Genomic DNA, 22,222 nt, shown 5'->3' with positions numbered 1-22,222 from the left:
GGGTGCCGTTGCCATGGGGGAGCGGTCCTTCCTTGGAATCAAACGAATAACGGCGCGTGGGCCGGCGGGCCGGCCAAAAGCAGCGCACGGGCCGGCGGGCCGGCCCAGGCCCCCCTAGTTGACCCCAGGCGCGCGCGTTTGTCCAATCCCCCTTATGCGCGTCCGACATCGCCCAGGAACGTATTGACCGCCCCGTCCAGGGAGCGGGTTTGCAGGCCAAGGGCCTGGGCCTGGGCCAGCACGGCGTCGGCGGCCGATCCGGTTTGCGTGGCGTCGGCCGACACGTCGACGATGGTGCGGGTGACCTCGCCCAGGCCGGCGGCGGCCTGTTCCACGGTGGCGGCGATTTCCGCCGTGGCCTTGCCCTGGGCCTCGATGGCGTGGGTGACGGTGGTCGAGAGGGTGTCAACCTCGGCGATGGTCGAGGCAATGGCCGCGATCGCCCGGACACTGTCCTGGGTATCGCGCTGGATGGCGACGATCTGGGTTTCGATGTCGCCGGTGGCGCGCGCGGTCTGGGTGGCCAGGGCCTTGACTTCGTTCGCCACCACGGCGAAGCCCTTGCCGGCGTCGCCGGCCCGGGCGGCCTCGATGGTGGCATTGAGCGCGAGCAGGTTGGTCTGCGCGGCGATGGTGTTGATCAGGGTCACGATTTCCCCCACCCGCCCGGCCGACTCGGCCAGGGCCTGAACCCGCGCGCGGGCGGCCTTCGCGTCCTGGGCGGCGGTGCGGGCCAGGGCGGCGGTGTGGCTCACCTGGCCGGTGAGTTCGTCGATCGAGGCGCTCAGTTCCGTTCCGGCGGCGGCGATGGTCTCGACGCCGGCCCGGGCCTGCTCGGCGGCCGAGGCCACCGCCTGGGCGCGCTGGCTGGTGTCGGAGGCGGTTAGGGTCAGGCAGTGGGCCTGATCCTCCAGGGTCTGGACGGCGCCGCCCACGGTGCCCAGCACGGTGCCGATGGCGGTTTCGAACCCCTGGGTCAGCTCTTCCACGCGGGTCTGACGCCGGGCGCGTTGGGCCAGGGCGTCGCGTTCGCGGGCCTCGGCCCCGGCGCGGGCACGGGCGGTATCCTGGAAGACTTGCAACGCCCGCGCCATGCGCCCCACCTCGTCCTTCCGCCCCACGCCGGGAATGGGGTGGTCCAGGACACCGTCGGCGAGGGCGGTCATGGCCGTGGTCAGGGCGGCCAGGGGACCGGTCAGGGCCCCCGAGATCACCAGCCCCAGGCCGAGCGCCGTTCCCACCATCACCACGCCCAGGCCGCCCAGGCCCTGAAGGATCATCTGGCGGATTCGGGTCATGGCGCTGGTGGCCTCGGCGGCGGCGGTGGCCGCGAGACGCAACACCTCCTGGCCCTGCCGGGCCATGGCCGGCAGCACGGTGGCGCGCAGGCTTTCGTTGTGCACGCCCCACTCCTGCGAGGCGCGTTCGTAGGCGCGCGCGGCCGTTTCAAACGCGGCCAGGGCCTCCTTTTCCTTGTCGGCGCGGGCCATTTGCTTGATCAGGCTCATTTTGCTGATCATCGACGACACATCGACGCGCAGCCGCTTCAAGGTGTTGGGATCGGTGGTCAGGCGATAGGTTTTTTCGGTCAGGCGGATGCGGTAGGTGAAATCCAGCACGCCCGTGGCCAGGCGGGCCAGGCCCGGGTCTTCGATCGCGCCCAGCAGGGCCTTGGCCGTGGTGGTCAGCCGTTCCCCTTGCTCGTCCATGGTGGCGTTGAGGGAGTCAAGCTGTTCCAGGGCGACCGCGCCCTTCTGGTACAAGGCCCGGTAGGCTTCGGTGGCGTCGAGGGCGGCGAGGGCCTGGGGGTGAATGGCACTGTCGGGGCGGGCTTCGATGCGCTCCAAGGTCGCGATCAGGGAAGCCGCGGCGGCACTGTCGGCGTCGAAGGACGCGTGGCCGGCGGCCAGCAAGGTCTCGCGTTCGTGCAGCAGGGCCACGTAGGCCTGACGCTCCACCTCCTTGGCCTGGCTCAGGTCGTCGAACCGGGCAAAGAGCACCGACAACCCGATGGCGACCACGGTGAACATGACCAGAACCGCCAGAACGGTCGAGCCCACCAGAATGAAGGTCTTTAGACGAATAGGAAGATTCTTGAGCCAGCGCATGGGAGGATCCAGGTCAAAGACTTGTATCGCTACAGAAACGACCGTTGGCTTTCTTAATCCAAGCGTCGTGTTTGCCTGGGTTTTAATCTCCTCTTTTTAGTCGTCAACCAAAAAACAGGCACACGCCGGAAACCGTTTTCCGCCCCCTCCCTTTCCCGTTGGAAAGGATTGAAGAACGCCGCGTTGCTTCTGGTCGCGAGAAAGAAAAAGGAAGGCTGGGAGTTCGTCAGGGAAGAGTGGGCTCCGATTTTCCCGAAAAGACAAACCCAAGCAAGGGGAACTGGAATTTCTCCCCTTCAACACAAAATAAAAACAACATGGATATCTAGGGGTGTTCGGGAGAGTCGGCGGCCGAAGGCGTCGCGGCCGCGCCCGGTCCCTGGTATTCGAAATCGAGGGGAGCCGAAGGCGGCGGCGAGTCGGGTTCGCTCCCGCGTCCGGGATGGGCGACGCTCACCCGGTTCTTGCCATCCAGCTTGGACTGATACATGGCGGCGTCGGCCAGGCGGACCAGGGCGCCCAGGCTGGTGGCGTGGTCGGGGTAGACCGCGACGCCGACGCTGGCCCCCACCGCCAGCGTGCCCCAGCGCAAGGCGCTGATGCGCTCGCGCAGTTTCTCGGCGGTTCGCAAGGCGGTTTCCACCGAGGGAATTTCGGTCAGCAGGACCACGAACTCATCCCCGCCGTGACGGGCCGGGGTATCGACGGCGCGACAACTGCCGCGCAGGGCCTGGGCGACATCTTGCAAGACATGATCGCCCATCACATGCCCGTGGTTGTCATTGATGGCCTTGAACCCGTCAAGATCAATGTACACGATCGCGAAACGACGGTCATGACGTTCGCAGCGCTCGTATTCGTGATCCAGGCGTTCCTCGAAGGTCAGCCGGTTGGCGAGCCCGGTCAGGGCATCGGTGCGGGCTAGGTGCTCCAGGTGCAGGCGGTGGCGTCGCCGCTGATCCAGAACCACCAGCACGGCGCGCGTTCCCACCCCCAGCAAGACCAGCAAGACGAACCCGGTCGCGCCGTTGCGCGTGGCCATGGCGGCCTCGTGACGGGCGAGGAGAGTTTCGGGAACCTGGGTGGCGACGATCCAGGACAACGGCGCGGTCGACAGGTTTGTCCCCTCGCCCGTGGACGGGCCCGAAAAGGAAGGCGTCACCGTTTCAAAGGTAAAAAGGCCCTTGGGGGTTCGGAGCTGCCCACGCGGGGCGGCCTGCATGGCCGCCCACGCCGTGGGACACACGTCGGGCAGCCCCCGCGCGGGACGATCGGGCAGGAGCCCCCCCCACAAATCCCGGGTATCGGCCGCGATGAAAAACGTCCCGGCGCTGTTCATCATCATGGGCCGGCCCCGGGTTCCCTGGCCGGCCGTTTCCACCCGCGTCAACAGGACCTCGGCCAGGTAATTAATGACAATCAGGCCGCGCCGCCGTCCAGCCGCATCGAACACGGGGGTAATGAAGCGCAGCATCGGCTTGAAGGGATGTTCAACGTTTCCCCGTTCCATGTTCAGGTCAAGAGGCGAAACATAAATCCGTCCCGAGGCCAGGGTCAGGCCCTCGCGCACATAATACCGATCCCTTTTGTCTTGCAGCTGGTCGGCGGGAACCTGAACCGGGCCGTCGGGGGTCAAATTAACCCGGACCTTCTCCATGCCGGTTTCATCAAGGTAGCGAACCTGGTCATAAACCCGGGCATGACGCGCGAGAGCCTTGTATTCCTCGGCCATCGCGTCCAGCCAGACCGGATCCCCCGTTTCCAGGTAGTGGCGCAGTTCGTTCTGGTCGGTCAGGACCAGGGTATCGACCGTCACCCGGTTGAGGTCTTCCCGCACCGCGTTGGCCTCGGCGGTCACGGCCAGGGTTTCGCGCCGGGCCACGGACTGCTCGAACGTGCGGGCTTCCCACTGGTAGGCCAGCACCAGGCCAAGCACCGGCAAAACGGCCAGAAGCGGGTAGACGGTCCAGAACGTTCGCCACGGCGTCGGGCGCATGCCCTCCCTCCCCGCTGGTCTCGCCGCGCCCCGCCCGAGGATGCCGGCGCGCGCGGCCTGCCCCGAAGCTGGATTGTTTCGCGCTCCGGGGCAGGATGCAATCGAATTGGCGCAAACGGCGGCTAGACCCGGTCGGAAACGCCCGCCTCGGCAAACGTCGCCATGCCGGCGTGACAGAAGCACGCGGCCCGGAGCATGGGCACCGCGAGCGCGGCCCCGCTGGCTTCTCCCAGGGCCATGTCCATGCGCAACAACGGCTCCAGCCCCATGCGGGCGACCAGGGCCTGATGGCCGGGCTCGCGCGAGACGTGACCCAGCACGCAATGGTCCAGGGCATCGGGGGCCACGGCCTTCAGGCACGCGGCGGCCGCGCACAAGATGAAGCCGTCCAGGATCACGGGAACGCGCGACAGCCGCGCGGCGACGATGCCGCCGGCCATGGCCGCCAGCTCGCGCCCGCCCAGGCGGCGCAGCAGGTCAAGGCCATCGGTGGCCATGGGCGCGTGCAAGGCAACGCCGTCGCGCACCACGCGGATCTTGGTTTCCAGGGCGCTGCCCGCGATGCCGCTGCCCGGCCCGGTCCAGTCCTCGGCCACGCCCCCGTACAGCGCCATCGACAAGGCGGCGGCGCTGGTGGTGTTGCCGATCCCCATTTCGCCCAGGCACAGGCAGTCCACGCCTTCCAGGGGCTCGCACAGGCCGGCGTTCAAGGCGGCGACCACTTCTTCCTCGGTCATCGCCGCTGTTTTGTCGAAGGGCTGGGTCGGACGGTCCAGGTCCAGCTCCGTGACCTCAAGGGCGATATTGAAAGCCTTGCACAACTGGTTGATGCCCGCGCCCCCCCGGCGGAAATTCGCCACCATCTGCACGGTGACCTCGGGCGGATAGGCCGAAACCCCTTCCAGCGCCACCCCGTGGTTGCCCGCGAACACATGGGCCCGGGGCGTGTTCAAGGTGGGCGGATGACGCCCCTGCCAGCCCGCGATCCAGTGCGCGAGGGGCTCCAGCCGGCCCAGCGAACGCAACGGCTTGGTCAAGGTGGGCTCGCGCGCGGCGGCGGCGGCGCGACAGGCCTCGTCGGGACCGGGCAGGGCGCGCAACCGCGCGCGCAGGTCGTCAAGGGAGCGCAGCGGCTCGATCGGATGAGACATGGACAAGTCCTGAACCAGGATGTGGAGGTGAACGGCTGACCCGCGAGACGCTGGCCATGGGCGGCCCGATCCGCTATCAGGAAGGCGTGAAGGGGCCGCCGGCCCACACATATCCAATCGATCCGAGGAATGCACCCGTGAATGGCCCGTTTCCTTCCCGCGAAGCCCTGCCTGCCTGGCTTTCCGAACGCCGGGCCGAACTGGCGTGTGCCGTCAGTTTCCTGACCCGCCTGCCTCCCGCCCTACGGGCCGACGCGCCTCCCCTGGCCCGGTGCGTGTGGGCGTTCCCCGTGGCCGGCGCCGTGGTGGGTCTGATCGGCGGCGTGACCTTGGTGGCCGGCAGCGGCCTGGGCCTGCCCGCGCTGGCCGCCGGCTTCCTGGCCATGGGCGCCATGGTGCTGGCCACCGGCGCCTTGCACGAGGATGGCCTCAGCGATACCGCCGACGGCCTGGGCGGGGGACGCGACCGGGATCACGCCCTGGCCATCATGCGCGACAGCCGCCTGGGCGCCTATGGCGCCGTGGCCCTGGTCATCGCCATGGGCCTGCGCGGGGCCGCGCTGGGCGGCCTGGCCGCGTCGCCCTGGGCCCTGGCCGCTCCGCTGGTCGCCGCCGCCATCGGCCGCGCCGGCTGTGGCTTGGTGCTGGGCCTGCTGGGCCCCGCGCGCACCGATGGCCTGGGCGCCGGCGCCGGCACCCCCACCCGGCCGGTGCTGGTCGCCGCCTGGGCCGTGGCCGCCCTTCTCGCCGTGATCTTCCTGCCCTTGCTCCCGGCCGTGATCGCCCTGGCTGCCTCCGTGCTGCCGGTTCTGGCTGTCTCGCGGCTGGCCCAGCGGCGCCTCGGCGGGCACACCGGCGACATCGCCGGCGCGTGCGGCCTGCTCGCGGAAATCGCCGCCCTTCTTGTCCTTGCCGCCGGGGTGGGGACTCTGTCGTGACCCGGCGCGCGGCTCCGCCCGCCGCGTCCGTTTCCTCCTTGCGAGGCGTGTTCCCCACCCAGGACCCGCCCCGGCCCGGGGTCGTGCGCTGGTGGTGGGTGCGCCACGCGCCCGTCATCGGGCCGCGTGGCCGCATCCTGGGCCGCACCGATGTGCCGTGTGACACCTCCGACCTGGATGCGCTGATCATCCTGGCCGACCGCCTGCCCTCGGGCGCGGTCGTGGTGGTGAGCCCGCAACTGCGCTCCCGTCAGACCGCCTCGGCCCTGGAAGGGGCCGGGGCGCTGCTGACCCATCCCGAGGAAGACGCCGCCTTCACCGAACAGGATTTCGGCCAGTGGGAAGGCCGGACCTGGAACGAGCTGATGGGCGCCCATCCTCCCGACCCCCAGGTCAGCACCTTCTGGACCGATCCGGCCCGCGAGACGCCGCCGGGGGGCGAAAGTTTCATGAGCGTGATGGAGCGGGTTGGCCAGGCCGTGCTATCCTGGAGCGAGCGCCTGGGCTCGGGCGACGTGGTGGTGGTGGCCCATGCCGGCACCATTCGCGCCGCCGTGGCCCAGGCCCTGGAGCTTGCGCCCCCCGCGGCCTTGCGCCTTGCGATCGATCCCTTGTCGCTGACCCGCATTGATCGTCACGGCGGCCCCGAGGACGGTTGGGCGGTGCGCTGCGTGAACGAAACCGTGCCATGAGCCTGGGTGTTGCCTTCGATCCCGATCGCCCGGCGCCCGCGCCATCCCTGACCCTGGTTCTGGGCGGCGCGCGCTCGGGCAAGAGCACCCTGGCCGAGCGCCTGACCCTGGCCTCGGGCCCGCGCCCGCTGTATTTCGCCACCGCGCGGCCGGTTCACGTGGACGGGGATCCGGAAATGATCGCCCGCGTGAAGGCCCACCAGGACCGGCGCGGCCCCGCCTGGACCACGATCGAGGCCGGCGCCGATCTGGCGGGCGCGCTCGCCACCCACGCCACCGACCCCACCCGGCCGGTGCTGATCGACTGCCTGATCTTGTGGCTGGGCGGCCTGATGATGGCCACCGCCGAACCCGACGGCGCCGTGCCCCAAAGCCCCGAGGCGGCCGCGCTGGCCGCCGGACGCGCCGGGGCCGCCGTGGGGCCAGCCCTGGATGCCCTGGAAGCCGCCCTGGCCCGGGTGCCGGCGCCCGTGATCGTGGTGTCGGGCGAGGTGGGGCTGGGGCTGGTGCCGATGGAACCGCTCAGCCGCCAGTTCCGCGACGCCCTGGGCCTGATCAACCAGCGCCTGGCCGCCCGGGCCCAGCGCGCGGTGTTGTGCGTGGCCGGCCTGCCCCTGGTGTTGAAGGACACCGTGTAGGCCAAGGCCGCCCCCAACGCTCTCCCCCCCCCGTTGGAAGGATACCATGATCGAACCTGTCCGCCATGCGCCCGTGCGTCTCCCCGCCACGGTGATCACCGGATTCCTGGGCGCGGGTAAAACCACCTTGATCCGCCACCTGATGACCCATGCCCAGGGCCGGCGTCTGGCCCTGATCATCAACGAGTTCGGCGACGTGGGCGTGGACCGCGATATCCTGCGCGCCTGTGGCGTGCCCGGATGCGAGGATGACGCCATCGTTGAACTGGCGAACGGCTGCCTGTGCTGCACCGTGGCCGACGAGTTCATTCCCACCATGGAAGCCCTGCTCGCCCGCCCCGAGCCGCCCGATCACATCTTGATCGAAACCTCGGGGCTGGCCCTGCCCAAGCCCCTGGTGCGCGCCTTCGACTGGCCGGCGATCCGCGCCCGCGTGACCGTGGACGGGGTGATTGCCGTGGTCGATGGCCCGGGGCTGACCGGCGGGCGCTTCGATCCGCCGCCTCCGGACGTCGTGCTCCCCCCCGACCACGACAACCCGCTGGAGGAAGTGTTCTCCGATCAGATCGCGTGCGCCGACCTCGTGCTGCTGAACAAGGCCGACCTGCTGGACGATGCCACCCGCGAAGCCCTGAGCGCCCGTCTTCTTGAGCGCGCGCGCCCCGGGACCCGGGTCCTGGCCACGGTCCAGGGCGTGGTGGATCCGGCCGTGCTGCTGGGCCTGGGCGCCGGGGCCGAGGACGACCTGGACAGCCGCCCCAGCCATCACGACACCGCGACCGATCACAACCACGACGACTTCGTCAGCTTCGATGTCCGCCCCGGCCCGGTCGCCGACCCGGCTGCCTTCCTGCGCCGGCTGCGCTTGGTGATCGAGGCCCACGATATCCTGCGGGTCAAGGGGGGGCTCGCGGTGCCCGGCAAGCCCATGCGCCATCTGGTGCAGGCCGTGGGCCCGCGCGTGTCGGGATACTATGATCGCCCCTGGGGCACGGACGAGGAGCCCGCCTCGTGCCTGGTGGTGATTGGCCTCAAGGGCCTGGATCAGGCCGCGATCCGCGCCGCGCTGGAAGGATAGCCTGCCCTTCCCTCCTCCCTGATCGGGCGCCCTGCCCTCGGCCCCGATCAGGGCACGGCCCACCCCAGCAGACTGTACCCCGCGACCCCGGCCAGCACGGTCAGGAACAAGCTGCGGGTCAGCAGCCCGACGCCAAGACTGACCCCGGCGGCCAGCAGGGACACGCTCCACCCCGCCGGGCTCAGGGCCGGATGGTGCAAGAACTCGCCGGCCAGGATCGCGGCCATGACGGCGGCGGGGACGTAGGTCAGCCAGGCCCGGACCCCGGCCGGAAAAGCGAGGTGCGAGAGCAGCAGCACGGGCGCCACCCGCACCAGGACGGTCACCACCGCGCAGCCCAGCAGGCTCAGCAAGAAGGACGAAGCCATCGGCGCCCCCCCCGTGCCCGGCGCAGCGCAAGCAGCGCGCTGGCCAGCGCGCCCATCGTCGTGGCGACCAGAAGAACCAGCGGAAGCGGCGCCAGCGCGGCCAGGGCAAGCACCACGATGGCGGCCACGGCGATGGCGACCAGTTCAAGCCCCCGGGTCTGGCTTTCCAGGCAGGTGAACAGCAAAAGCCCCACGAACATGGCCGTGAGGCTGAACCCCAGGGCCTCCAGCATCGATTCGGGCAGGTGGCGGGCCAGCAGCGCCCCGGTCAGATTGGCGACGCCCCAGTTCACATAGGCCCCCAGATTGAGCCCGAGCAGCCAGGGAAAGGGGAGGCCCCCGCCCGCCCGGGCCCGCTGGACCGCGACGCCGAAGGTTTCATCGGTGAGCAGCAGCCCGGCGGCGAGTTTTTCCCCCCAGCCCCGGCCCCGGAAAAACGGCGCCAGGGCGGCGCTCATCAACACATAGCGCCCGTTGACCAGCAGCACGGCCAGGACCAGGGCCAGCGTGTCGGCCTGCGCGAGAACCAGGGAATAGAACAGGAACTGCGCCGACCCTGCGTACAGCACGGTCGCGAGCCCCACGACCTCCAGCGGGGAAAATCCCGACACGGTGCCGATGCCTCCAGCCGCGAAGCCGATGCTCCAATAGCCCAGCACCGTGGGCAGGCAGGCGACCACGCCCGCCCGAAAGCCATCGGGCGCCAGGCGGCGGGGAGGGCGGACGGCCCCGCTCATGGCCGGATCGCCGAAACCACCACCGCCGCCATCGGCAGGACAAAACGCGCCCCGTCGCGGTGGTTCTCCTGAATCTCGGCGGCAAGGGCCGCGCGGATTTGAGCCAGCACGGCGGGAGGCTGGGCGCGCAGCCACGCCCCCGAGCGCACCGAGCCCCGCAGCTCGGAATCAAACAAGGCATTCGGGTCCTGGAAAACCCAATCCACTTCCGCCAGCGCACGGGCAAGCGTGCCGCCCTTGAACCCCGCCCGCTCCAGGGTGTCCCGCAGCGCCTGATCGCCCAGCAGCTGGTGGTACGCCGGCCCCTCGGGCGCCGGCGACGGGCACGCGGCCAGCCGCGCCAGGGTCGTTTCCAAAAGCCGCGTCGGCGTGTTGCGGTCCTGGTCGGCCCAGACGGTGAAAACCAGGCATCCCCCGGGGCGCAGGACCCGGGCGGCCTCGGCGAACACGGCGTCGGGGTCGGCGAAGTGCTGCACGCCGAAATTCGAAACCACCGCGTCGAAGGTTTCGTCGGCGAAGGGCAGATCCTGCGCGTCGGCCACCTCGAAGGAAGCCTGGGGAACGAAGCGCCGGGCCTGGGCAATCATGGCGTGGGAAAAATCCACGCCCCAGGCCCGGGCGCCAAGCCGGACGGCCAGCGCGGCCGCGTAGCCGGGGCCGGTGGCCAGATCGAGCACGGTCCGGCCCGCGAGCGGCGCCAGGGGACGGAGCAAGGAGGGCACGAACGCCCCCGTCACCTCCCCCCACGCGCCGGCATAGGCCGGTGCCCGTGTCTCCCACTCCTGCATGATAAACGCGCGAAAGTCCGCTACATCGCGTGCCGGCGCGGGGTGTGTCGTCATGTCGCGGTGCCTTGAGCAAAAGGGCGTGATCCAGGGGGCCCCGTCCGGGTCGCGATCGCGCCCATCCCTTGGCCCCGCCCTCAACCATGAGCCCACACGGCCGGCGACCGATAGGAAGATCCTGTCCTTGAACGGCGTGCCGGAGCGGCCCTACCCTGGCCCGCGCGCGTTGAAAACAGGGATCACGGGATGGAAAAGGGGCGACGGGACGAAATCCGGCTGTGGACCGACCGCCAGATCCTGGGCGGCCTTGAGCTGCTCCAGGCCCGGTTCCTTGACTTTCGCTATCCGCTCCACTCGCACGACGTGTTCGTGATCGCCGCCTTCCGGGATGGTGCCCAGAAGCACCGGATCGCCCGTCATCACGGGGTCGCCTATCCGGGATCGGTGATGGTCATCCCGCCAGGCGAGGTTCACACCGGTGAAAGCGCCGAGCGCAACGGGGGATGGGAGTATTCGGCCCTCTATCCGGCTCCCGAGGCCCTGGAAGCCCTGTCGGGCGAGCTGTCGCGCGCCCCCCGGGGCCGGCTTGATTTCGGCCGGCGACTGCTGATCGACGCCCCCGACCTCGCGGCCGGCCTGATCGACGCCTGCGACGTCGCCCACCGCTCGCCCGACCCCGTGGCGCGGGCCGAGGCCGTGTACCGCGCCCTTGATGCCATCATCCAGCGCCACGGCCAGCGCACGGGGGGAGGCGCCTTTCGCCCGCCCCCCAACGCCCGCCTGCGCCCGGCGCTCGACCATATCCGGGCCCATTACGCCGATCCCTTGCGGCTATCGGACATCGCCGGGCAGGTCGGCTTGAGCGAGTTCTATTTCATGCGCACCTTCAAGGCCCAGATGAACGTTACCGTGCACGGCTACCTGACCCAGGTGCGCCTGGAAGCGGCCAAGGCGCTGCTGGTGGCCGGCACCCCGGCCGCCGAAGCCGCCATCGCCACCGGCTTTTACGACCAGAGCCATTTCACCGGCAGTTTCCGCCGCTATTTCGGGGTCACCCCGTCGCGCTACGCCACCGCCTGCCGGTAAGGGGGTGGGGAGAGAACCTCGGAGACGACGACCAGGGCCTTCTCGTCGGGATCGTAGCGCAGGGTAATCGAAACCGGGCCGATTTCGGACAGGGCTTTGACATGTGTCCCCCCGCACGGAATGGAAACCTCCGTGCCGTCAACAACAGAGGTCCACAGCCTTCTCGCCCCATAAGAGAGATCCTCTCCCGTCAAGGAAACGGGGCTTGCCTGATCAATCCAGCCCTTGACCTGTTCATTCATCCCCTCGCCTATCGCGGGAAGATTTTCCACGAACGACTCCACGTCAAAAACTTTTCTCAGGGATTTGCCGAGGCGATAGGTATCCTCGGACCTTCCAGGAAACACCCGCGCCCCCGCGATCGCCGTGGCATCCAGGTTCGGATGGCCGAGCGAATCGGGCCGGGCTTCCTTTTTCCAAAACGGGGCGGCCTGCTTGTTCAGCGCCAGGGACATGAGATGCGCGGTTGTATGGGCCGCGCTCAAGGCCTGCCGGCGGAGGGGATCAACGCTCAAGCGCGCCGTGCTCCCGACAAGGGAAGCGGCATCCAAGGCGACTCCACCCTCCGGCTGCCCCTCTCCCTTCACCGGCTCCACGACATGCGCGATCACCAGGACATGGGCCTCGTCGTTGCGCGACAAGGTGACCTGATCGGGAAGCAAGAGGTCCCCTGATTTCGCGATCGGCCACGCGAGCGTATCCGTTACGGAAAAATCCTGGGTGTCCGCCTGGAGGGTCCCCTGGTCTCCGGGCTGATCCTTCCAAAAATAATCTTCCGGATGGAACGGCGTTTGATCCGTGACCAGAAAAAACTTATCCTCTTTTTCACAAATAAAAATAATCCGCGCGCTTGACGACGTTTCATTCACATAATGCAAAGCCTTTGTGTTTTCGGATGGTCTGCTTCCAAAAACTCTCATGGCATCGCCTCCTTCTTGAAGGCGAGCGCGAAGCCGCGTCCGCCTGCATCCTCATGGCGCGCGTGAAAAGCGCGGTGAATGGGCCAGCCAAGCCGTTCGGCCCGAGAGGCGAAGGAAAGCCGCCTAACGCCGGCCCCCGTGTTTTTTATCTAAGTTGTGATCGATAACACGTTCAAGGCGAAGGTCAAGGCCATGCTTTTCGACAAGCTCCCTCACCATTTCGGACAAAGCGCGCCGATGGTCCTCGGTGCGTGCCGATTGGTAGACCACCTTCACGCCGGGATCCGCCTGGTCAACCAGCGGCTGGATCCGTTTCAAGATATAGGATGACGTGTTCAGGTGCTCGACGAAGAGCGAACGCGTTCCGGACTCACGGATCCGCCGGAACAGGTCCTCCAGCAGATCCCGACGATATCGATAATGCGGAAACAGGGGGCCGACGAAAGCGTAGGTCGGAATACCGGCTGCATTCAAATCAGCCAAGGCCTTCAACCGGTCGGAGGCACGCGGGGCGTGGACCTCCATGAAACGGCCAATCGTGTCGTCTGTCGTGGTCAGGGTGATCCCCACTTCCTTGCGGTCGAGCGCGGCAATGACATCCACGTCGCGCAACACAAGCGGACTCTTGGTCAGCATGCTGACCAACCCGGGATAACGCTCGTCTCGCAACGTCTCCAGCACGCCACGGGCCAACTGGTATTTCTTCTCGACCCCTTGCCAGGCATCGGTGACGGAACTCAGCAAAATGGTGGAGTGGCGCCGATGGAGAGGCAACCGGCGCAGGTCACGGCGAAAAACATCGACGGCATTGACCTTGACCGACAGGTAACTTCCCCAGGCTTCCATGGGCTCACCGACAAAGCGTCCCATGAACGAGGCATAACAGTAAGCACACGCGAACGAGCATCCGGTGTATGGATTAACGACATAATCGCTGGCCGGAAGTTTACTCGGCACAAGCATGGACTTGCATGTTACTTCATTAATTCTCATCCCCGTCATCAATCAACCTTTCCCAAGCCGTTCCACCGCGATCAGGCCCCATCGTGCCGCCCGCAAGAAAGGCGGTCTTGATGTCTTGGGCGTCAACCGGCGTCGCCGGGCAAAACGAAGTCCCTGCTGGCCATCACCAGGGCCTTGAAGGCCCGCGCGGCACCGGTTTCGACCGAATCGCGATGCTGGATCAGCCAGGTTTCCACCCGGGCATTCGGGATGGGCAGGCCCTCGATCTGGCCGGCGTGGCGCGGACGCTCCACCACGGCCCTGGGCAGCAAGCTCACCCCCATGCCGGCGGCAACGCACCCCAGCAGGCCGTCAAGAGTCCCGAACTCCATCACCCGGCGCGGCGCAAGGCCCGCTCCTCGCAACCAGGCCTCCGTGCGGGCCCGGTAGGCACAGCCCGAGCGAAACACCAGCATGGCCCGGGTGTTGGCCTCCTCGACCGTGGTCACGCCCGCCGGCACCGCCAGCACCAGTTCCTCGACGAACACGGGCGCGCCGATCACCCGTTCGTGAACCACCGGTCCGGCCAGGAACGCCAGATCGGCCCGCCGCTCCAAAACCGCGTCCAACTGACCTTCGCTCGTTCCCGTCGACAGGGTCAGGGTGGTTTTGGGATGGCGGCGGTGAAACTCGGCCAGAACCGGCGGCAGGCGGATGGCGGCGGTGGTCTCCATGGACGCCAGCCGCAGCTCTCCCCCCTCGCCGATCGCCTCGCCCACGGCTTCGCGGGCGGCGTCGGTCAGGGCCAGGATCCGTTCCGCGAAATCCAAAAGCACGGTGCCGGCCGGGGTCAGCCGCATGCCGCGCGCCTCGCGCACGAACAACCGAGCCCCCAGATCGTCTTCCAGCTTGCGCACCCGCGCCGAGACATTCGACGGCACCGAATGCACAAGGTCGGCGGCCGCCACCACCGAGCCCCCCCGAACCACCGCCCGAAACACCCGCAGCGACGCCGTATCCATCCGTTCATTCTCCAAAACAGAATGGTCTGAGCATAATTATGCGCTGGATGCGAATCAATATCCTGGTCATGCTTCCCGGAAAACAGCACGAAGGGGAGGATCATGACGACACGCAGCGGATGGGTTCTGGTGGGCGGCATGCTGGCCCTGGCGGCGGCGGTGGGATTGGGGCGCTTCGCCTTCACCCCCCTGTTGCCGGTGATGCAGCAGGACTACGGCTTTGGCGCCCTGGGAAGCAGCGGCCTGGCCGCCAGCAACAACGTGGGGTATCTGCTGGGCGCCCTGTGGGCCGGGGCCCTGCGCACCGACGCCGGCCGCCACCGCCTTTTGAACAGGGGCCTGGGGCTGCTGGTGGTGACGCTGGCCCTGATGCCCGTGGTGCCCTCGCCCGTGATCTGGAACGGGCTGCGGCTGGTGGGCGGGATCGCGTCGGCCTGGGTTTTCGTGCTGGCGTCGGCCCTGGTGCTGCCTCTTCTGGGGTCCAGCGGTCATGCGCGCTGGAGCGGGCTGCATTTTGGCGGGGTCGGCCTGGGGATCATCCTGGCGGGGACGGTCGTGGGCGAGGTGGGCACCCGCCTGGGATCGGACGCCGGATGGCTGGCGAGCGCCGTTCTGGCCGCCGGCCTTGCCCTGGTCGCGGGTCCGCTTCTTGCCGGGGTTCATGCCCGCGCCCCTGCCCCGCCGATGGCCCCGCCCGCGACGCCCGCCCCGCCCCTTTCCTTCCCCCTTTCCTTCCTGGCGGCGGCCTATTTTTGCGAAGGACTGGGCTACATCGTCACCGGGACCTTCCTGGTCGAGATCGTGCGCGCGACCCCTGGCCTTGCCGGTTTCGCCAACCTCTCCTGGGTTCTTGTCGGGGTCGCCGCGCTGCCCTCGGCGCTGGTGTGGTCGTTCCTGGCCGAACGCCGTGGCTATGTAACCGTGCTGGTCGCGGGACACCTGATCCAGGCAACGGGCATGATCTTGCCGGTTCTGTCGGGTCACTGGGCCCTGGTTCTGGCCGGAGCGGTGCTGTTTGGCGGCACCTTCCTGGGGATCGTCGGCATGACCCTGGCTTTTGGCCGCCTGGTCAACCCCGGGCACGCGGCGCGGGTCATGGGGATCCTGACCGCCGCCTTCGGAATCGGCCAGATCCTGGGCCCCGTGCTGGCGGCGGGCCTGGCGGGATGGGGAGGGTGGAGCCTGGCCCTCGGCATGGCCTCGATGGTCGTGGGCCTGGGCGCCGGGCTGCTACTGGCCGGCCATGGGCTCGCGCACCGCCGGAACGTGGAGGCGCGCCGGAACCCACGGGGCAAGCCCGACGCGCCGCGCGCTTTCTTTTAGCCGTTCTGCTCCTTCGCCGGGGGGGGAAGGTCCTCGGGCTTGTCACTGGACGGGACAACATCCCCCACCAGCCGATGCGCCACCGCCACCGCCAGCAGGGCCGCGAGCACCAGGGTATATTCCCAGAAGCTGGACCAGTCCCCCAGCTTGACATCCCCGGCCACGGTCTGGACCGGGCGCACGATGAGCTGGCGCAGCAAGGTAATCATCGCCACCTCAAGAAACACCCGCAGGTGAAAGCGCCCGGTCCGCACATACTCGATTTCGGCCGAGATCAGCGACGACAATGTCCACACAATGAACAACACCCCCAGGGCATGCAAAAAGCCCTGGGCCAGCTTGTCTTGCTGATAGGCCACGACCGCTTCATTGAAGAACTCGACCACCACCATGGCGCTGGCCAGAACCAGGGCCACGGCCAGAACGATGTGCAACAACCCATTGAACACCCACAACCCTCGCACCAGCCAGCGCTCAAGGGTCGTGCCAAGGATCGAAGCGTTGAGGGGATCCTTCATCGCGCGGGGCTCCGTGGGTACGGGGTCGAACAAAAACCGTGAAAGACGACGCACCACCCCGGTCGGGCGGCACCGGGGCCAGCCCGCCCCATCAGCGATTATTGTGCTGGATCCAGCCACACCCGAACAAGGGGAATTAAGGGGAGTTTTTTTGGGAGCCCTCAAACGCCGGGCGGGGCGGGCCAGGAATCAGGGGCCCCCGGGGACGTGTCCCCGGGCGGGGGTGTTGGGGGCCGCGCCCCCAACAGGGCGCAAGCCCTCCCATCACTCCCCTTCCCCGTATCCACCCGCCCTACAAATCCAGGCGCACGATCTTGCCCGGGTTCATCAGATCATCGGGATCAAGAGCGCGCTTGAGGCGGCGCATCACGGCCAGGGCGTCGCCGTGCTCGGCTTCCAGGTGGCTCATCTTGCCATACCCGATGCCATGCTCGCCGGTGCAGGTGCCTTCCATGGCCAGGGCGCGGGCCACGATGCGTTCGTTCAGACGGTTGGCTTCCTCGCGCTGGGCCGGGTCGTCGGGATCGATCACGAACAGCACATGGAAATTCCCGTCGCCCACGTGCCCGACCACGGTGGTGGTCAGCGAGCTGGCTTCCAGATCGGCCTCGGTCTCGGTCAGGCAGTCGGCCAGGCGCGAAATCGGCACGCACACATCGGAGCTGAACCCCTTGGCGCCGGGACGGAGGGCCAGCGCGGCGTAGTAGGCGGTGTGACGCGCCGCCCACAACCGATCGCGCTCCTCGGGCGTGGCGGTCCATTGGAAATCGGCCCCGCCCTGATCGGCGGCCAGGGCCCGGACCACCTCGACCTGCTCCGTCACATGGGCGGGCGAGCCGTGAAACTCGAAGAACAGCGTGGGCGTGACCGCGTGGTTCATCCGGGAATACCGGTTGACCGCCTCCATCTGGTGCGCGTTCAGGAACTCAACGCGCGCGATGGGAATCCCGGCCTGGATGGTGTGGATCACCGTGTTGACCGCCTGCGCCACGCTGGGGAACGGGCACACCGCCGCCATCACCGTTTCCGGGATTCCGTGCAGGCGCACCGTGACCTCGGTAATCAGGCCCAAGGTCCCTTCCGAGCCCACGTACAGCCGCGTCAGGTCATAGCCCGCCGACGACTTGCGCGCCCGCCCACCGGTGCGGATGACCTCGCCTTGGGGAGTGACCACGGTCAGGGCCAGCACCGCCTCGCGCATGGTGCCATAGCGCACCGCGTTGGTGCCCGAGGCGCGGGTTGCCGCCATGCCCCCCAGCGTGGCGTCGGCGCCGGGATCGATGGGGAAGAACAGCCCGGTGTCGCGCAGATGGGCATTCAGCCGCTTGCGGGTGACGCCGGCCTGCACCGTGGCGTCCATGTCCTGCGGGCGCACCGCGACAATGGCATCCATGCCCGACAGGTCCAGGCACACCCCGCCCCGCAGGGCGGCCACATGGCCTTCCAGCGAGGTGCCGGCGCCAAACGGAATCATCGGCACCCGCCGGGCCGCGCAGGCGCGCACGATGGCCGCCACCTCCTCGGTGGTATGAGGATAGACCACGGCGTCGGGAGGAAAGGGCGGGTGATAGCTTTCGTCGCGCCCGTGTTGCAAGCGCACGGCGGCGGCGCTGGTGAAGCGCGGCCCCAGCAAGGCGACAAGAGCGGCCACCAGATCGGGGGGCAAGGGGCGATCGGGCAGCGGATCGGGGGGAAACGTCATGGGCAAGCCTCCTGGGGACGCGCGGCCGGTGGGGGAAAACTCAAGGGGCCAAGTCGATCATCACCGGCTCGTGACCGCAAGCCTGGATGAACCGGACCAGATCGGCGCCCGAAACCGTGGTGGTCGCGGTGTTGACCAGGGGATGGTAGTTGACCTTCTCTTGCGCCACCATCCAGGCATCCAGCACCACCTTGACCCGGTGCTCGGTGTCGTTGATCAGGGCAAAGGGTGTCACCGCGCCGGGGATCACGCCCAGCACCTCGTCAAGCAGCGCGGGCTTGCCAAACGACAGCCGGCCCGAGCCAATCCGCGCCGGCAGGGTTTTCAGATCCACCGGACGATCATGCGGGCACACCACCAGCCATAGCTGGCCACGCGAATCCTTGAGGAACAAATTCTTGCAGTGAACCCCAGGGATCGCGTCATGGGTGTGGGCGGCGGCCGCGACGGTGAACACCGCCTCGTGGGTCGTGGTGGTGGCCTGGATGCCCCATTCGACCAGCCGGGCCAGCAAGGCGTCCATGGAAACGGGAATCAAGGCCTGACTCCTTTTCAAGGAAACAAGGGCCCAGGCCAGAACTCCGATCTTGGCGCGGGCCAGGACACACAAAAAATCCCGGATCTCCTGAATGGAAATCCGGGACAAGGCGGAAAAATGCACAAGCGTGATCAGCCGTCGCGGCATCCAAAAGGGATTGTTCCATGACGGATCCCCACGATAGGAACAACGCCCCCAGGGTTCATTGACGATTCGCAATCGCCCGGTCCGTTCTCCTGGAAAAACCAACCCCTTTTCTTATTGAACCGTCGGCGTGACCGCCAGGCCCCCGGGCAGTTCTCCGATCAGGCCACTGGTGCCCAGAACCCGACGCTGGGTCACGTCCTCCAGGGAAACGCTGCTGAGATACAGATAAATCTGGTTGGCCAGCTCTTCCCACAGATCATGGGTCAGGCAGCGGCCCTTGTTGTTGTGGCATCCCGCCGGCGACCCCGGGGAACAGCGCGTGGTCTGGATCGGTTCATCCACCGCCAGGATGATATCGGAAATGCGCATGTCGCCGGCATCGCGCGACAGCAGGTAGCCGCCTCCGGGACCACGCACGCTTTTGACCAGGCCGCCCTTTCGCAGCCGGCCAAAGAGTTGTTCAAGGTAGGAAAGCGAAATTTCCTGGCGTTCGGCGATATCCGCCAGGGCCACCGGCTTGCCCGCCGAATGGGCGGCCAGATCGGCCATGGCCATCACCGCGTAGCGACCCTTCGTGCTCAGCCTCATCGCTTTCCATCCCTTTTACACATTGAAACCGGCCGTCTCGCGCGAGGTGGGGGCCCCCCCCCGAGGCGCAACGGGGTCGTTGTCGGTGACATCCATCGAGGCCGGATCGCCTTCCGGCAGGCCCCGGATTTCCAAAGCGGTCAGTCGGGCATTCAGGCGGCGCACCTCGTCCATCAGGGTATTGATCGACCCGGAAACCGGATCGGGCAACCCCTCTGGCGTGCCATAGCTGCAAAAACACTCGGCCTCGGGCGCGCGCGAACGGCTGGCCATGCGCGCCGGAATCCCCACCATGGTGGCCCCGGCCGGCACATCGGTGAGCACCACCGCGTTGGCCCCGATGCGCGCCCCGGCCCCGACCACATGCGGCCCCAGGACATGGGCGCCCGCGCCAATGATGACCCCGTCTTGGACGGTGGGATGGCGCTTGCCCGGCAGCAGCGACGTTCCCCCCAGGGTCACGCCCTGGTACAAGGTCACGTCGTCGCCCACTTCGGCGGTTTCGCCGATGACCACGCCGGTGCCGTGATCAATGAAAAAGCGCCGCCCCAGCCGCGCGGCCGGATGAATTTCAATACCCGTTAGGATTTTCGCCGTATGACTCAGCACGCGGGCCAGCGTGCGCCAGCCACGTTCCCACAGGGGATGGGATAAGCGATGGAACAACACGGCATGCAGGCCGGGATAGCACAACAAGACCTCAAGGCGCCCATGCGCCGCCGGATCCCGGAGCATGATGGTGTCCACATCTTCCTTCAATCGCTTGAAAAGCATCGGCCATCCCGTGATAGTAACGCCCGCCCATGCCCCCCAGGGCGCCGCGCCCGGGGAGACGAGTCCATGGGACAAGGAGCGGCAGCGGGAAACGACTATAGTGTGCCCGAGAAAATCAGTCAAGAATAGCCAGATGTCCTGTCGGGCTATCCCCGGCCAAGTCCGACTTCGCCGCTCTGACGTCGGCCCCGGCAAACCAAGGGGCAAGAATGGCCCCCTCTTCCGGGCCGCCCGCTCCTAGCCGGCCCGCCCCACGAATGGAATCGGAAAAAGCGCCACGATGCCGGAAATCATCTTCAATGGTCCCGAAGGCCGCCTGGAAGGGCGCTACAGCCACGCCCGCCAGCCCAACGCGCCCATCGCCTTGATCTTGCACCCCCACCCCAAGCAGGGCGGCACGATGAATAACAAGGTCGTGTACACCTTGTACCATACCTTCGCCCGGCGCGGCTTTTCGGTGATGCGGTTCAACTTTCGCGGCGTTGGCCGCTCGCAAGGGGTGTTCGACAACGGTCAGGGCGAACTCTCCGACGCGGCCAGCGCCCTGGACTGGATGCAGGCCCTCAACACCAATTCCCAGGAATGCTGGGTGGCCGGCTTTTCCTTTGGCGCGTGGATCGCGATGCAGCTGCTGATGCGCCGACCCGAGATTTCGGGCTTCGTGTCGGTCGCGCCGCCGGCGGGCAGCCACGACTTCACCTTCCTCGCGCCCTGCCCGTCGTCGGGGATCATCGTCCACGGCGAAAAGGACACGGTGGTGCCCGAGCCGGCGGTGGCCAAGCTCGCCCACAAACTTTCGCAGCAAAAGAACATCACCGTCGATTACAGCGTGATCCCGGGAGCCAACCACTTCTTCGCCGACCACCTGCCGCTGCTGGCCGGCGAGGTGGACCGCTACCTGGGCCGGGTGGTGGTGCCGGGCCCGGACAGCGGACCGTCGGCCGGCCAGTAACGCCCGCCGCTCAGGGGCGCGGGCACCCCGGTGGTCGAGGGCCACGACAGGGGAAGCCCGCGCAAGGCCCGCACCGCCAGGAAGGCAAACGCCTGCGCCTCCAGGGCGTCGCCCTGCCAGCCCACGGTTTCAACCGGTTCGACCGGCACCGCCAGGTCCTGCCCCAGCCGGGCCATGAGGCTGGCGTTGTGGCGCCCGCCCCCGCACACCAGCCAACGCGCCGGGGGAGCGGGCATCCAGCGCCGGGCCGCGGCCACGGCGGCACTGGTGAAGGCCACCAGGGTCGCCGCCCCGTCGGCGTCGGTCAGGGAGGCCACCGGATCAAGGGAAAACGCGTCGCGATCGAGTGACTTGGGCGGCCGCCGGTCAAAATACGGGTGATCCATCAGCGCGGCCAGGGCCACGCCGTCCACCCGTCCCGCCGCCCCCAGACGCCCGCCCGCGTCGTGGGGCAGCCCCAGGCGCCCGCGCACCCAGTCATCGATCAGCGCGTTGCCGGGCCCGGTATCAAAGGCCAGGGGCGGCGTGCCGGGAGCCGAGGCGCCGGCGATCCAGGTCACGTTGGCGACGCCCCCGATATTCAGCACCGCCACCGGTCCCGGCAGGGAAGCCGCCAGGGCCTGGTGCCACGCGGGCGCGAGCGGCGCGCCCTGGCCGCCGGCGGCGACATCGGCCGAGCGGAAATCGTTGACCACGGCCACGCCCGTCAGCGCGGCCAGCAAGGCCCCGTCGCCGATTTGCACCGTGATCCCTTCGTCGGGGGCGTGGAACAGGGTCTGGCCATGGAAGCCGATCACCCCGGGATGAAACGGCGAAGCGGCCAGAAGCCGGCGCGCCGCCTGGGCGTGACGCTCCGTCAGATCACGGACCAGGGCGGGCAAGCCGGCCTCCTGGTCGGCGGGAGAACGCCCCAGGGCGGCGCGCAGGCGCGCGCGCAGGTCGCCGTCGTAGGGAACCGTCAACGCCGGCCCCAGGTCGAGAACCCGTTCGCCATCGGTGCGCACAAGGGCGGCATCGATGCCGTCCAGGCTGGTTCCGCTCATCAGGCCCAGGGCCCACAGCGGGGCATCAAGACCGGGATGGGAAAAGGCTTGCCGGGAAGAAAGGGCCATCGTCGTCTCGTTGTCGCCCGCCGGGCTCCCCGCGCGGGTGGGAAGGCGGGAGGGGCCTCAGGGCCATCGGGTGAAGCCCTGGACGCCCTTGGAAGAGGGTTCCCCAA

22 protein-coding genes are annotated in these 22,222 nt (G+C 68.1%); 7 read left to right on the top strand and 15 right to left on the bottom strand.

Annotated features, from left to right (window positions below; genetic code table 11):
- Window positions 1–152: 152 nt before the first annotated feature.
- From ROR02_RS06575 to cobT, 3 genes are all read right to left on the bottom strand, one after another.
- The gene (locus ROR02_RS06575) at window positions 153–2,108 is read right to left on the bottom strand and encodes a methyl-accepting chemotaxis protein (RefSeq protein WP_147163219.1); all 1,956 of its coding nucleotides are present in this window, start codon (window positions 2,106–2,108) and stop codon (window positions 153–155) included.
- 325 nt (window positions 2,109–2,433) lie between these two features.
- Entirely contained in the window at window positions 2,434–4,104 is a 1,671-nt protein-coding gene (locus tag ROR02_RS06570) for a sensor domain-containing diguanylate cyclase (RefSeq protein ID WP_147163218.1), read from the bottom strand.
- A gap of 122 nt (window positions 4,105–4,226) precedes the next feature.
- Entirely contained in the window at window positions 4,227–5,255 is a 1,029-nt protein-coding gene (gene cobT, locus ROR02_RS06565) for a nicotinate-nucleotide--dimethylbenzimidazole phosphoribosyltransferase (RefSeq protein ID WP_147163217.1), read from the bottom strand.
- Between the two features lie 137 nt (window positions 5,256–5,392).
- Here cobT and cobS point away from each other — a divergent pair, with 137 nt between their 5' ends.
- From cobS to cobW, 4 genes are read left to right on the top strand one after another with little or no spacing between them, the layout of a single operon-like run.
- A complete protein-coding gene (cobS, locus tag ROR02_RS06560; RefSeq protein WP_218032774.1) occupies window positions 5,393–6,193 on the top strand; it encodes an adenosylcobinamide-GDP ribazoletransferase in 801 nt (266 codons plus the stop codon).
- Window positions 6,190–6,885 (top strand): histidine phosphatase family protein, encoded by a 696-nt coding sequence (locus tag ROR02_RS06555; RefSeq protein WP_246135433.1) that lies wholly within the window; start codon window positions 6,190–6,192, stop codon window positions 6,883–6,885. Before cobS ends, ROR02_RS06555 begins: the two co-directional genes overlap by 4 nt.
- Window positions 6,882–7,523: a bifunctional adenosylcobinamide kinase/adenosylcobinamide-phosphate guanylyltransferase gene (locus ROR02_RS06550; protein ID WP_147163215.1), complete on the top strand. Its 642-nt coding sequence runs from the start codon at window positions 6,882–6,884 to the stop codon at window positions 7,521–7,523. The genes ROR02_RS06555 and ROR02_RS06550 overlap by 4 nt, the downstream gene beginning before the upstream one ends.
- 46 nt (window positions 7,524–7,569) lie before the next feature.
- Complete coding sequence (gene cobW / locus ROR02_RS06545; RefSeq protein ID WP_147163214.1) at window positions 7,570–8,601, top strand: cobalamin biosynthesis protein CobW; 1,032 nt, start codon at window positions 7,570–7,572, stop codon at window positions 8,599–8,601.
- A gap of 47 nt (window positions 8,602–8,648) precedes the next feature.
- Here the strand turns inward: cobW and ROR02_RS06540 are convergent, their stop codons facing one another.
- The 3 genes from ROR02_RS06540 to ROR02_RS06530 are packed head-to-tail and all read right to left on the bottom strand — an operon-like array spanning window position 8,649 to window position 10,548.
- A complete protein-coding gene (locus ROR02_RS06540; protein WP_147163213.1) occupies window positions 8,649–8,969 on the bottom strand; it encodes an AzlD domain-containing protein in 321 nt (106 codons plus the stop codon).
- On the bottom strand, window positions 8,948–9,706 hold the full coding sequence (locus ROR02_RS06535; protein WP_147163212.1) for an AzlC family ABC transporter permease: 759 nt from the start codon (window positions 9,704–9,706) through the stop codon (window positions 8,948–8,950). Before ROR02_RS06535 ends, ROR02_RS06540 begins: the two co-directional genes overlap by 22 nt.
- On the bottom strand, window positions 9,703–10,548 hold the full coding sequence (locus tag ROR02_RS06530) for a class I SAM-dependent methyltransferase (protein WP_147163211.1): 846 nt from the start codon (window positions 10,546–10,548) through the stop codon (window positions 9,703–9,705). The genes ROR02_RS06535 and ROR02_RS06530 overlap by 4 nt, the downstream gene beginning before the upstream one ends.
- Before the next feature lie 189 nt (window positions 10,549–10,737).
- Between ROR02_RS06530 and ROR02_RS06525 the strand changes: the two genes are divergently transcribed.
- Window positions 10,738–11,577, top strand: a complete 840-nt coding sequence (locus ROR02_RS06525; protein WP_147163210.1) for a helix-turn-helix transcriptional regulator — start codon at window positions 10,738–10,740, stop codon at window positions 11,575–11,577.
- Here the strand turns inward: ROR02_RS06525 and ROR02_RS06520 are convergent.
- The 3 genes from ROR02_RS06520 to ROR02_RS06510 all read right to left on the bottom strand — a co-directional run bounded on the left by ROR02_RS06520 (window position 11,556) and on the right by ROR02_RS06510 (window position 14,461).
- Window positions 11,556–12,497, bottom strand: coding sequence for an alanyl-tRNA editing protein (locus tag ROR02_RS06520; protein ID WP_147163209.1), 942 nt, complete (start codon window positions 12,495–12,497; stop codon window positions 11,556–11,558). The two genes, ROR02_RS06525 and ROR02_RS06520, sit on opposite strands and share 22 nt — an antisense overlap.
- Before the next feature lie 123 nt (window positions 12,498–12,620).
- Window positions 12,621–13,460, bottom strand: a complete 840-nt coding sequence (locus ROR02_RS06515) for an SPL family radical SAM protein (RefSeq protein ID WP_246135432.1) — start codon at window positions 13,458–13,460, stop codon at window positions 12,621–12,623.
- Between the two features lie 122 nt (window positions 13,461–13,582).
- Window positions 13,583–14,461, bottom strand: a complete 879-nt coding sequence (locus ROR02_RS06510; protein WP_147163208.1) for a LysR family transcriptional regulator — start codon at window positions 14,459–14,461, stop codon at window positions 13,583–13,585.
- A 102-nt stretch (window positions 14,462–14,563) separates the two neighbouring features.
- Here ROR02_RS06510 and ROR02_RS06505 point away from each other — a divergent pair, with 102 nt between their 5' ends.
- The gene (locus ROR02_RS06505; protein WP_147163207.1) at window positions 14,564–15,784 is read left to right on the top strand and encodes a YbfB/YjiJ family MFS transporter; all 1,221 of its coding nucleotides are present in this window, start codon (window positions 14,564–14,566) and stop codon (window positions 15,782–15,784) included.
- On the opposite strand, the gene ROR02_RS06500 is transcribed toward ROR02_RS06505, so the two are convergent.
- The 5 genes from ROR02_RS06500 to cysE form a co-directional block, all read right to left on the bottom strand.
- On the bottom strand, window positions 15,781–16,302 hold the full coding sequence (locus ROR02_RS06500; protein ID WP_147163206.1) for a phosphate-starvation-inducible PsiE family protein: 522 nt from the start codon (window positions 16,300–16,302) through the stop codon (window positions 15,781–15,783). The two genes, ROR02_RS06505 and ROR02_RS06500, sit on opposite strands and share 4 nt — an antisense overlap.
- Before the next feature lie 292 nt (window positions 16,303–16,594).
- On the bottom strand, window positions 16,595–18,004 hold the full coding sequence (locus ROR02_RS06495) for an FAD-linked oxidase C-terminal domain-containing protein (protein ID WP_147163205.1): 1,410 nt from the start codon (window positions 18,002–18,004) through the stop codon (window positions 16,595–16,597).
- A 40-nt stretch (window positions 18,005–18,044) separates the two neighbouring features.
- Window positions 18,045–18,689, bottom strand: a complete 645-nt coding sequence (locus tag ROR02_RS06490) for a prolyl-tRNA synthetase associated domain-containing protein (protein WP_307725138.1) — start codon at window positions 18,687–18,689, stop codon at window positions 18,045–18,047.
- Window positions 18,690–18,800: 111 nt separating this feature from the next.
- Window positions 18,801–19,277 (bottom strand): Rrf2 family transcriptional regulator, encoded by a 477-nt coding sequence (locus tag ROR02_RS06485; protein WP_147163204.1) that lies wholly within the window; start codon window positions 19,275–19,277, stop codon window positions 18,801–18,803.
- A 15-nt stretch (window positions 19,278–19,292) separates the two neighbouring features.
- A complete protein-coding gene (cysE, locus tag ROR02_RS06480) occupies window positions 19,293–20,051 on the bottom strand; it encodes a serine O-acetyltransferase (protein WP_147163203.1) in 759 nt (252 codons plus the stop codon).
- 280 nt (window positions 20,052–20,331) lie between these two features.
- Here cysE and ROR02_RS06475 point away from each other — a divergent pair, with 280 nt between their 5' ends.
- On the top strand, window positions 20,332–21,003 hold the full coding sequence (locus ROR02_RS06475) for an alpha/beta hydrolase (RefSeq protein ID WP_147163202.1): 672 nt from the start codon (window positions 20,332–20,334) through the stop codon (window positions 21,001–21,003).
- On the opposite strand, the gene ROR02_RS06470 is transcribed toward ROR02_RS06475, so the two are convergent.
- Window positions 20,946–22,115, bottom strand: coding sequence for an anhydro-N-acetylmuramic acid kinase (locus tag ROR02_RS06470; RefSeq protein WP_147163201.1), 1,170 nt, complete (start codon window positions 22,113–22,115; stop codon window positions 20,946–20,948). The genes ROR02_RS06475 and ROR02_RS06470 overlap by 58 nt on opposite strands.
- Window positions 22,116–22,222: the final 107 nt, after the last annotated feature.

The sequence above is a fragment of the Pararhodospirillum oryzae genome (genome assembly GCF_007992075.1).
Lineage (GTDB): Bacteria > Pseudomonadota > Alphaproteobacteria > Rhodospirillales > Rhodospirillaceae > Pararhodospirillum > Pararhodospirillum oryzae.
The sequence above is the reverse complement of the archived record's forward strand: the minus strand, read 5'-3'. Positions and strand labels throughout refer to the sequence as shown.

Bases quoted from the DNA above. Each gene is read 5' to 3' on its own strand.
- ROR02_RS06575 (WP_147163219.1), bottom strand. From the start codon at position 2,108: ATGCGCTGGCTCAAGAATCTTCCTATTCGTCTAAAGACCTTCATTCTG.
- ROR02_RS06570 (WP_147163218.1), bottom strand. From the start codon at position 4,104: ATGCGCCCGACGCCGTGGCGAACGTTCTGGACCGTCTACCCGCTTCTG.
- cobT (WP_147163217.1), bottom strand. From the start codon at position 5,255: ATGTCTCATCCGATCGAGCCGCTGCGCTCCCTTGACGACCTGCGCGCG.
- ROR02_RS06550 (WP_147163215.1), top strand. From the start codon at position 6,882: ATGAGCCTGGGTGTTGCCTTCGATCCCGATCGCCCGGCGCCCGCGCCA.
- cobW (WP_147163214.1), top strand. From the start codon at position 7,570: ATGATCGAACCTGTCCGCCATGCGCCCGTGCGTCTCCCCGCCACGGTG.
- ROR02_RS06540 (WP_147163213.1), bottom strand. From the start codon at position 8,969: ATGGCTTCGTCCTTCTTGCTGAGCCTGCTGGGCTGCGCGGTGGTGACC.
- ROR02_RS06535 (WP_147163212.1), bottom strand. From the start codon at position 9,706: ATGAGCGGGGCCGTCCGCCCTCCCCGCCGCCTGGCGCCCGATGGCTTT.
- ROR02_RS06530 (WP_147163211.1), bottom strand. From the start codon at position 10,548: ATGACGACACACCCCGCGCCGGCACGCGATGTAGCGGACTTTCGCGCG.
- ROR02_RS06525 (WP_147163210.1), top strand. From the start codon at position 10,738: ATGGAAAAGGGGCGACGGGACGAAATCCGGCTGTGGACCGACCGCCAG.
- ROR02_RS06520 (WP_147163209.1), bottom strand. From the start codon at position 12,497: ATGAGAGTTTTTGGAAGCAGACCATCCGAAAACACAAAGGCTTTGCAT.
- ROR02_RS06515 (WP_246135432.1), bottom strand. From the start codon at position 13,460: ATGCTTGTGCCGAGTAAACTTCCGGCCAGCGATTATGTCGTTAATCCA.
- ROR02_RS06510 (WP_147163208.1), bottom strand. From the start codon at position 14,461: ATGGATACGGCGTCGCTGCGGGTGTTTCGGGCGGTGGTTCGGGGGGGC.
- ROR02_RS06505 (WP_147163207.1), top strand. From the start codon at position 14,564: ATGACGACACGCAGCGGATGGGTTCTGGTGGGCGGCATGCTGGCCCTG.
- ROR02_RS06500 (WP_147163206.1), bottom strand. From the start codon at position 16,302: ATGAAGGATCCCCTCAACGCTTCGATCCTTGGCACGACCCTTGAGCGC.
- ROR02_RS06495 (WP_147163205.1), bottom strand. From the start codon at position 18,004: ATGACGTTTCCCCCCGATCCGCTGCCCGATCGCCCCTTGCCCCCCGAT.
- ROR02_RS06490 (WP_307725138.1), bottom strand. From the start codon at position 18,689: ATGCCGCGACGGCTGATCACGCTTGTGCATTTTTCCGCCTTGTCCCGG.
- ROR02_RS06485 (WP_147163204.1), bottom strand. From the start codon at position 19,277: ATGAGGCTGAGCACGAAGGGTCGCTACGCGGTGATGGCCATGGCCGAT.
- cysE (WP_147163203.1), bottom strand. From the start codon at position 20,051: ATGCTTTTCAAGCGATTGAAGGAAGATGTGGACACCATCATGCTCCGG.
- ROR02_RS06475 (WP_147163202.1), top strand. From the start codon at position 20,332: ATGCCGGAAATCATCTTCAATGGTCCCGAAGGCCGCCTGGAAGGGCGC.
- ROR02_RS06470 (WP_147163201.1), bottom strand. From the start codon at position 22,115: ATGGCCCTTTCTTCCCGGCAAGCCTTTTCCCATCCCGGTCTTGATGCC.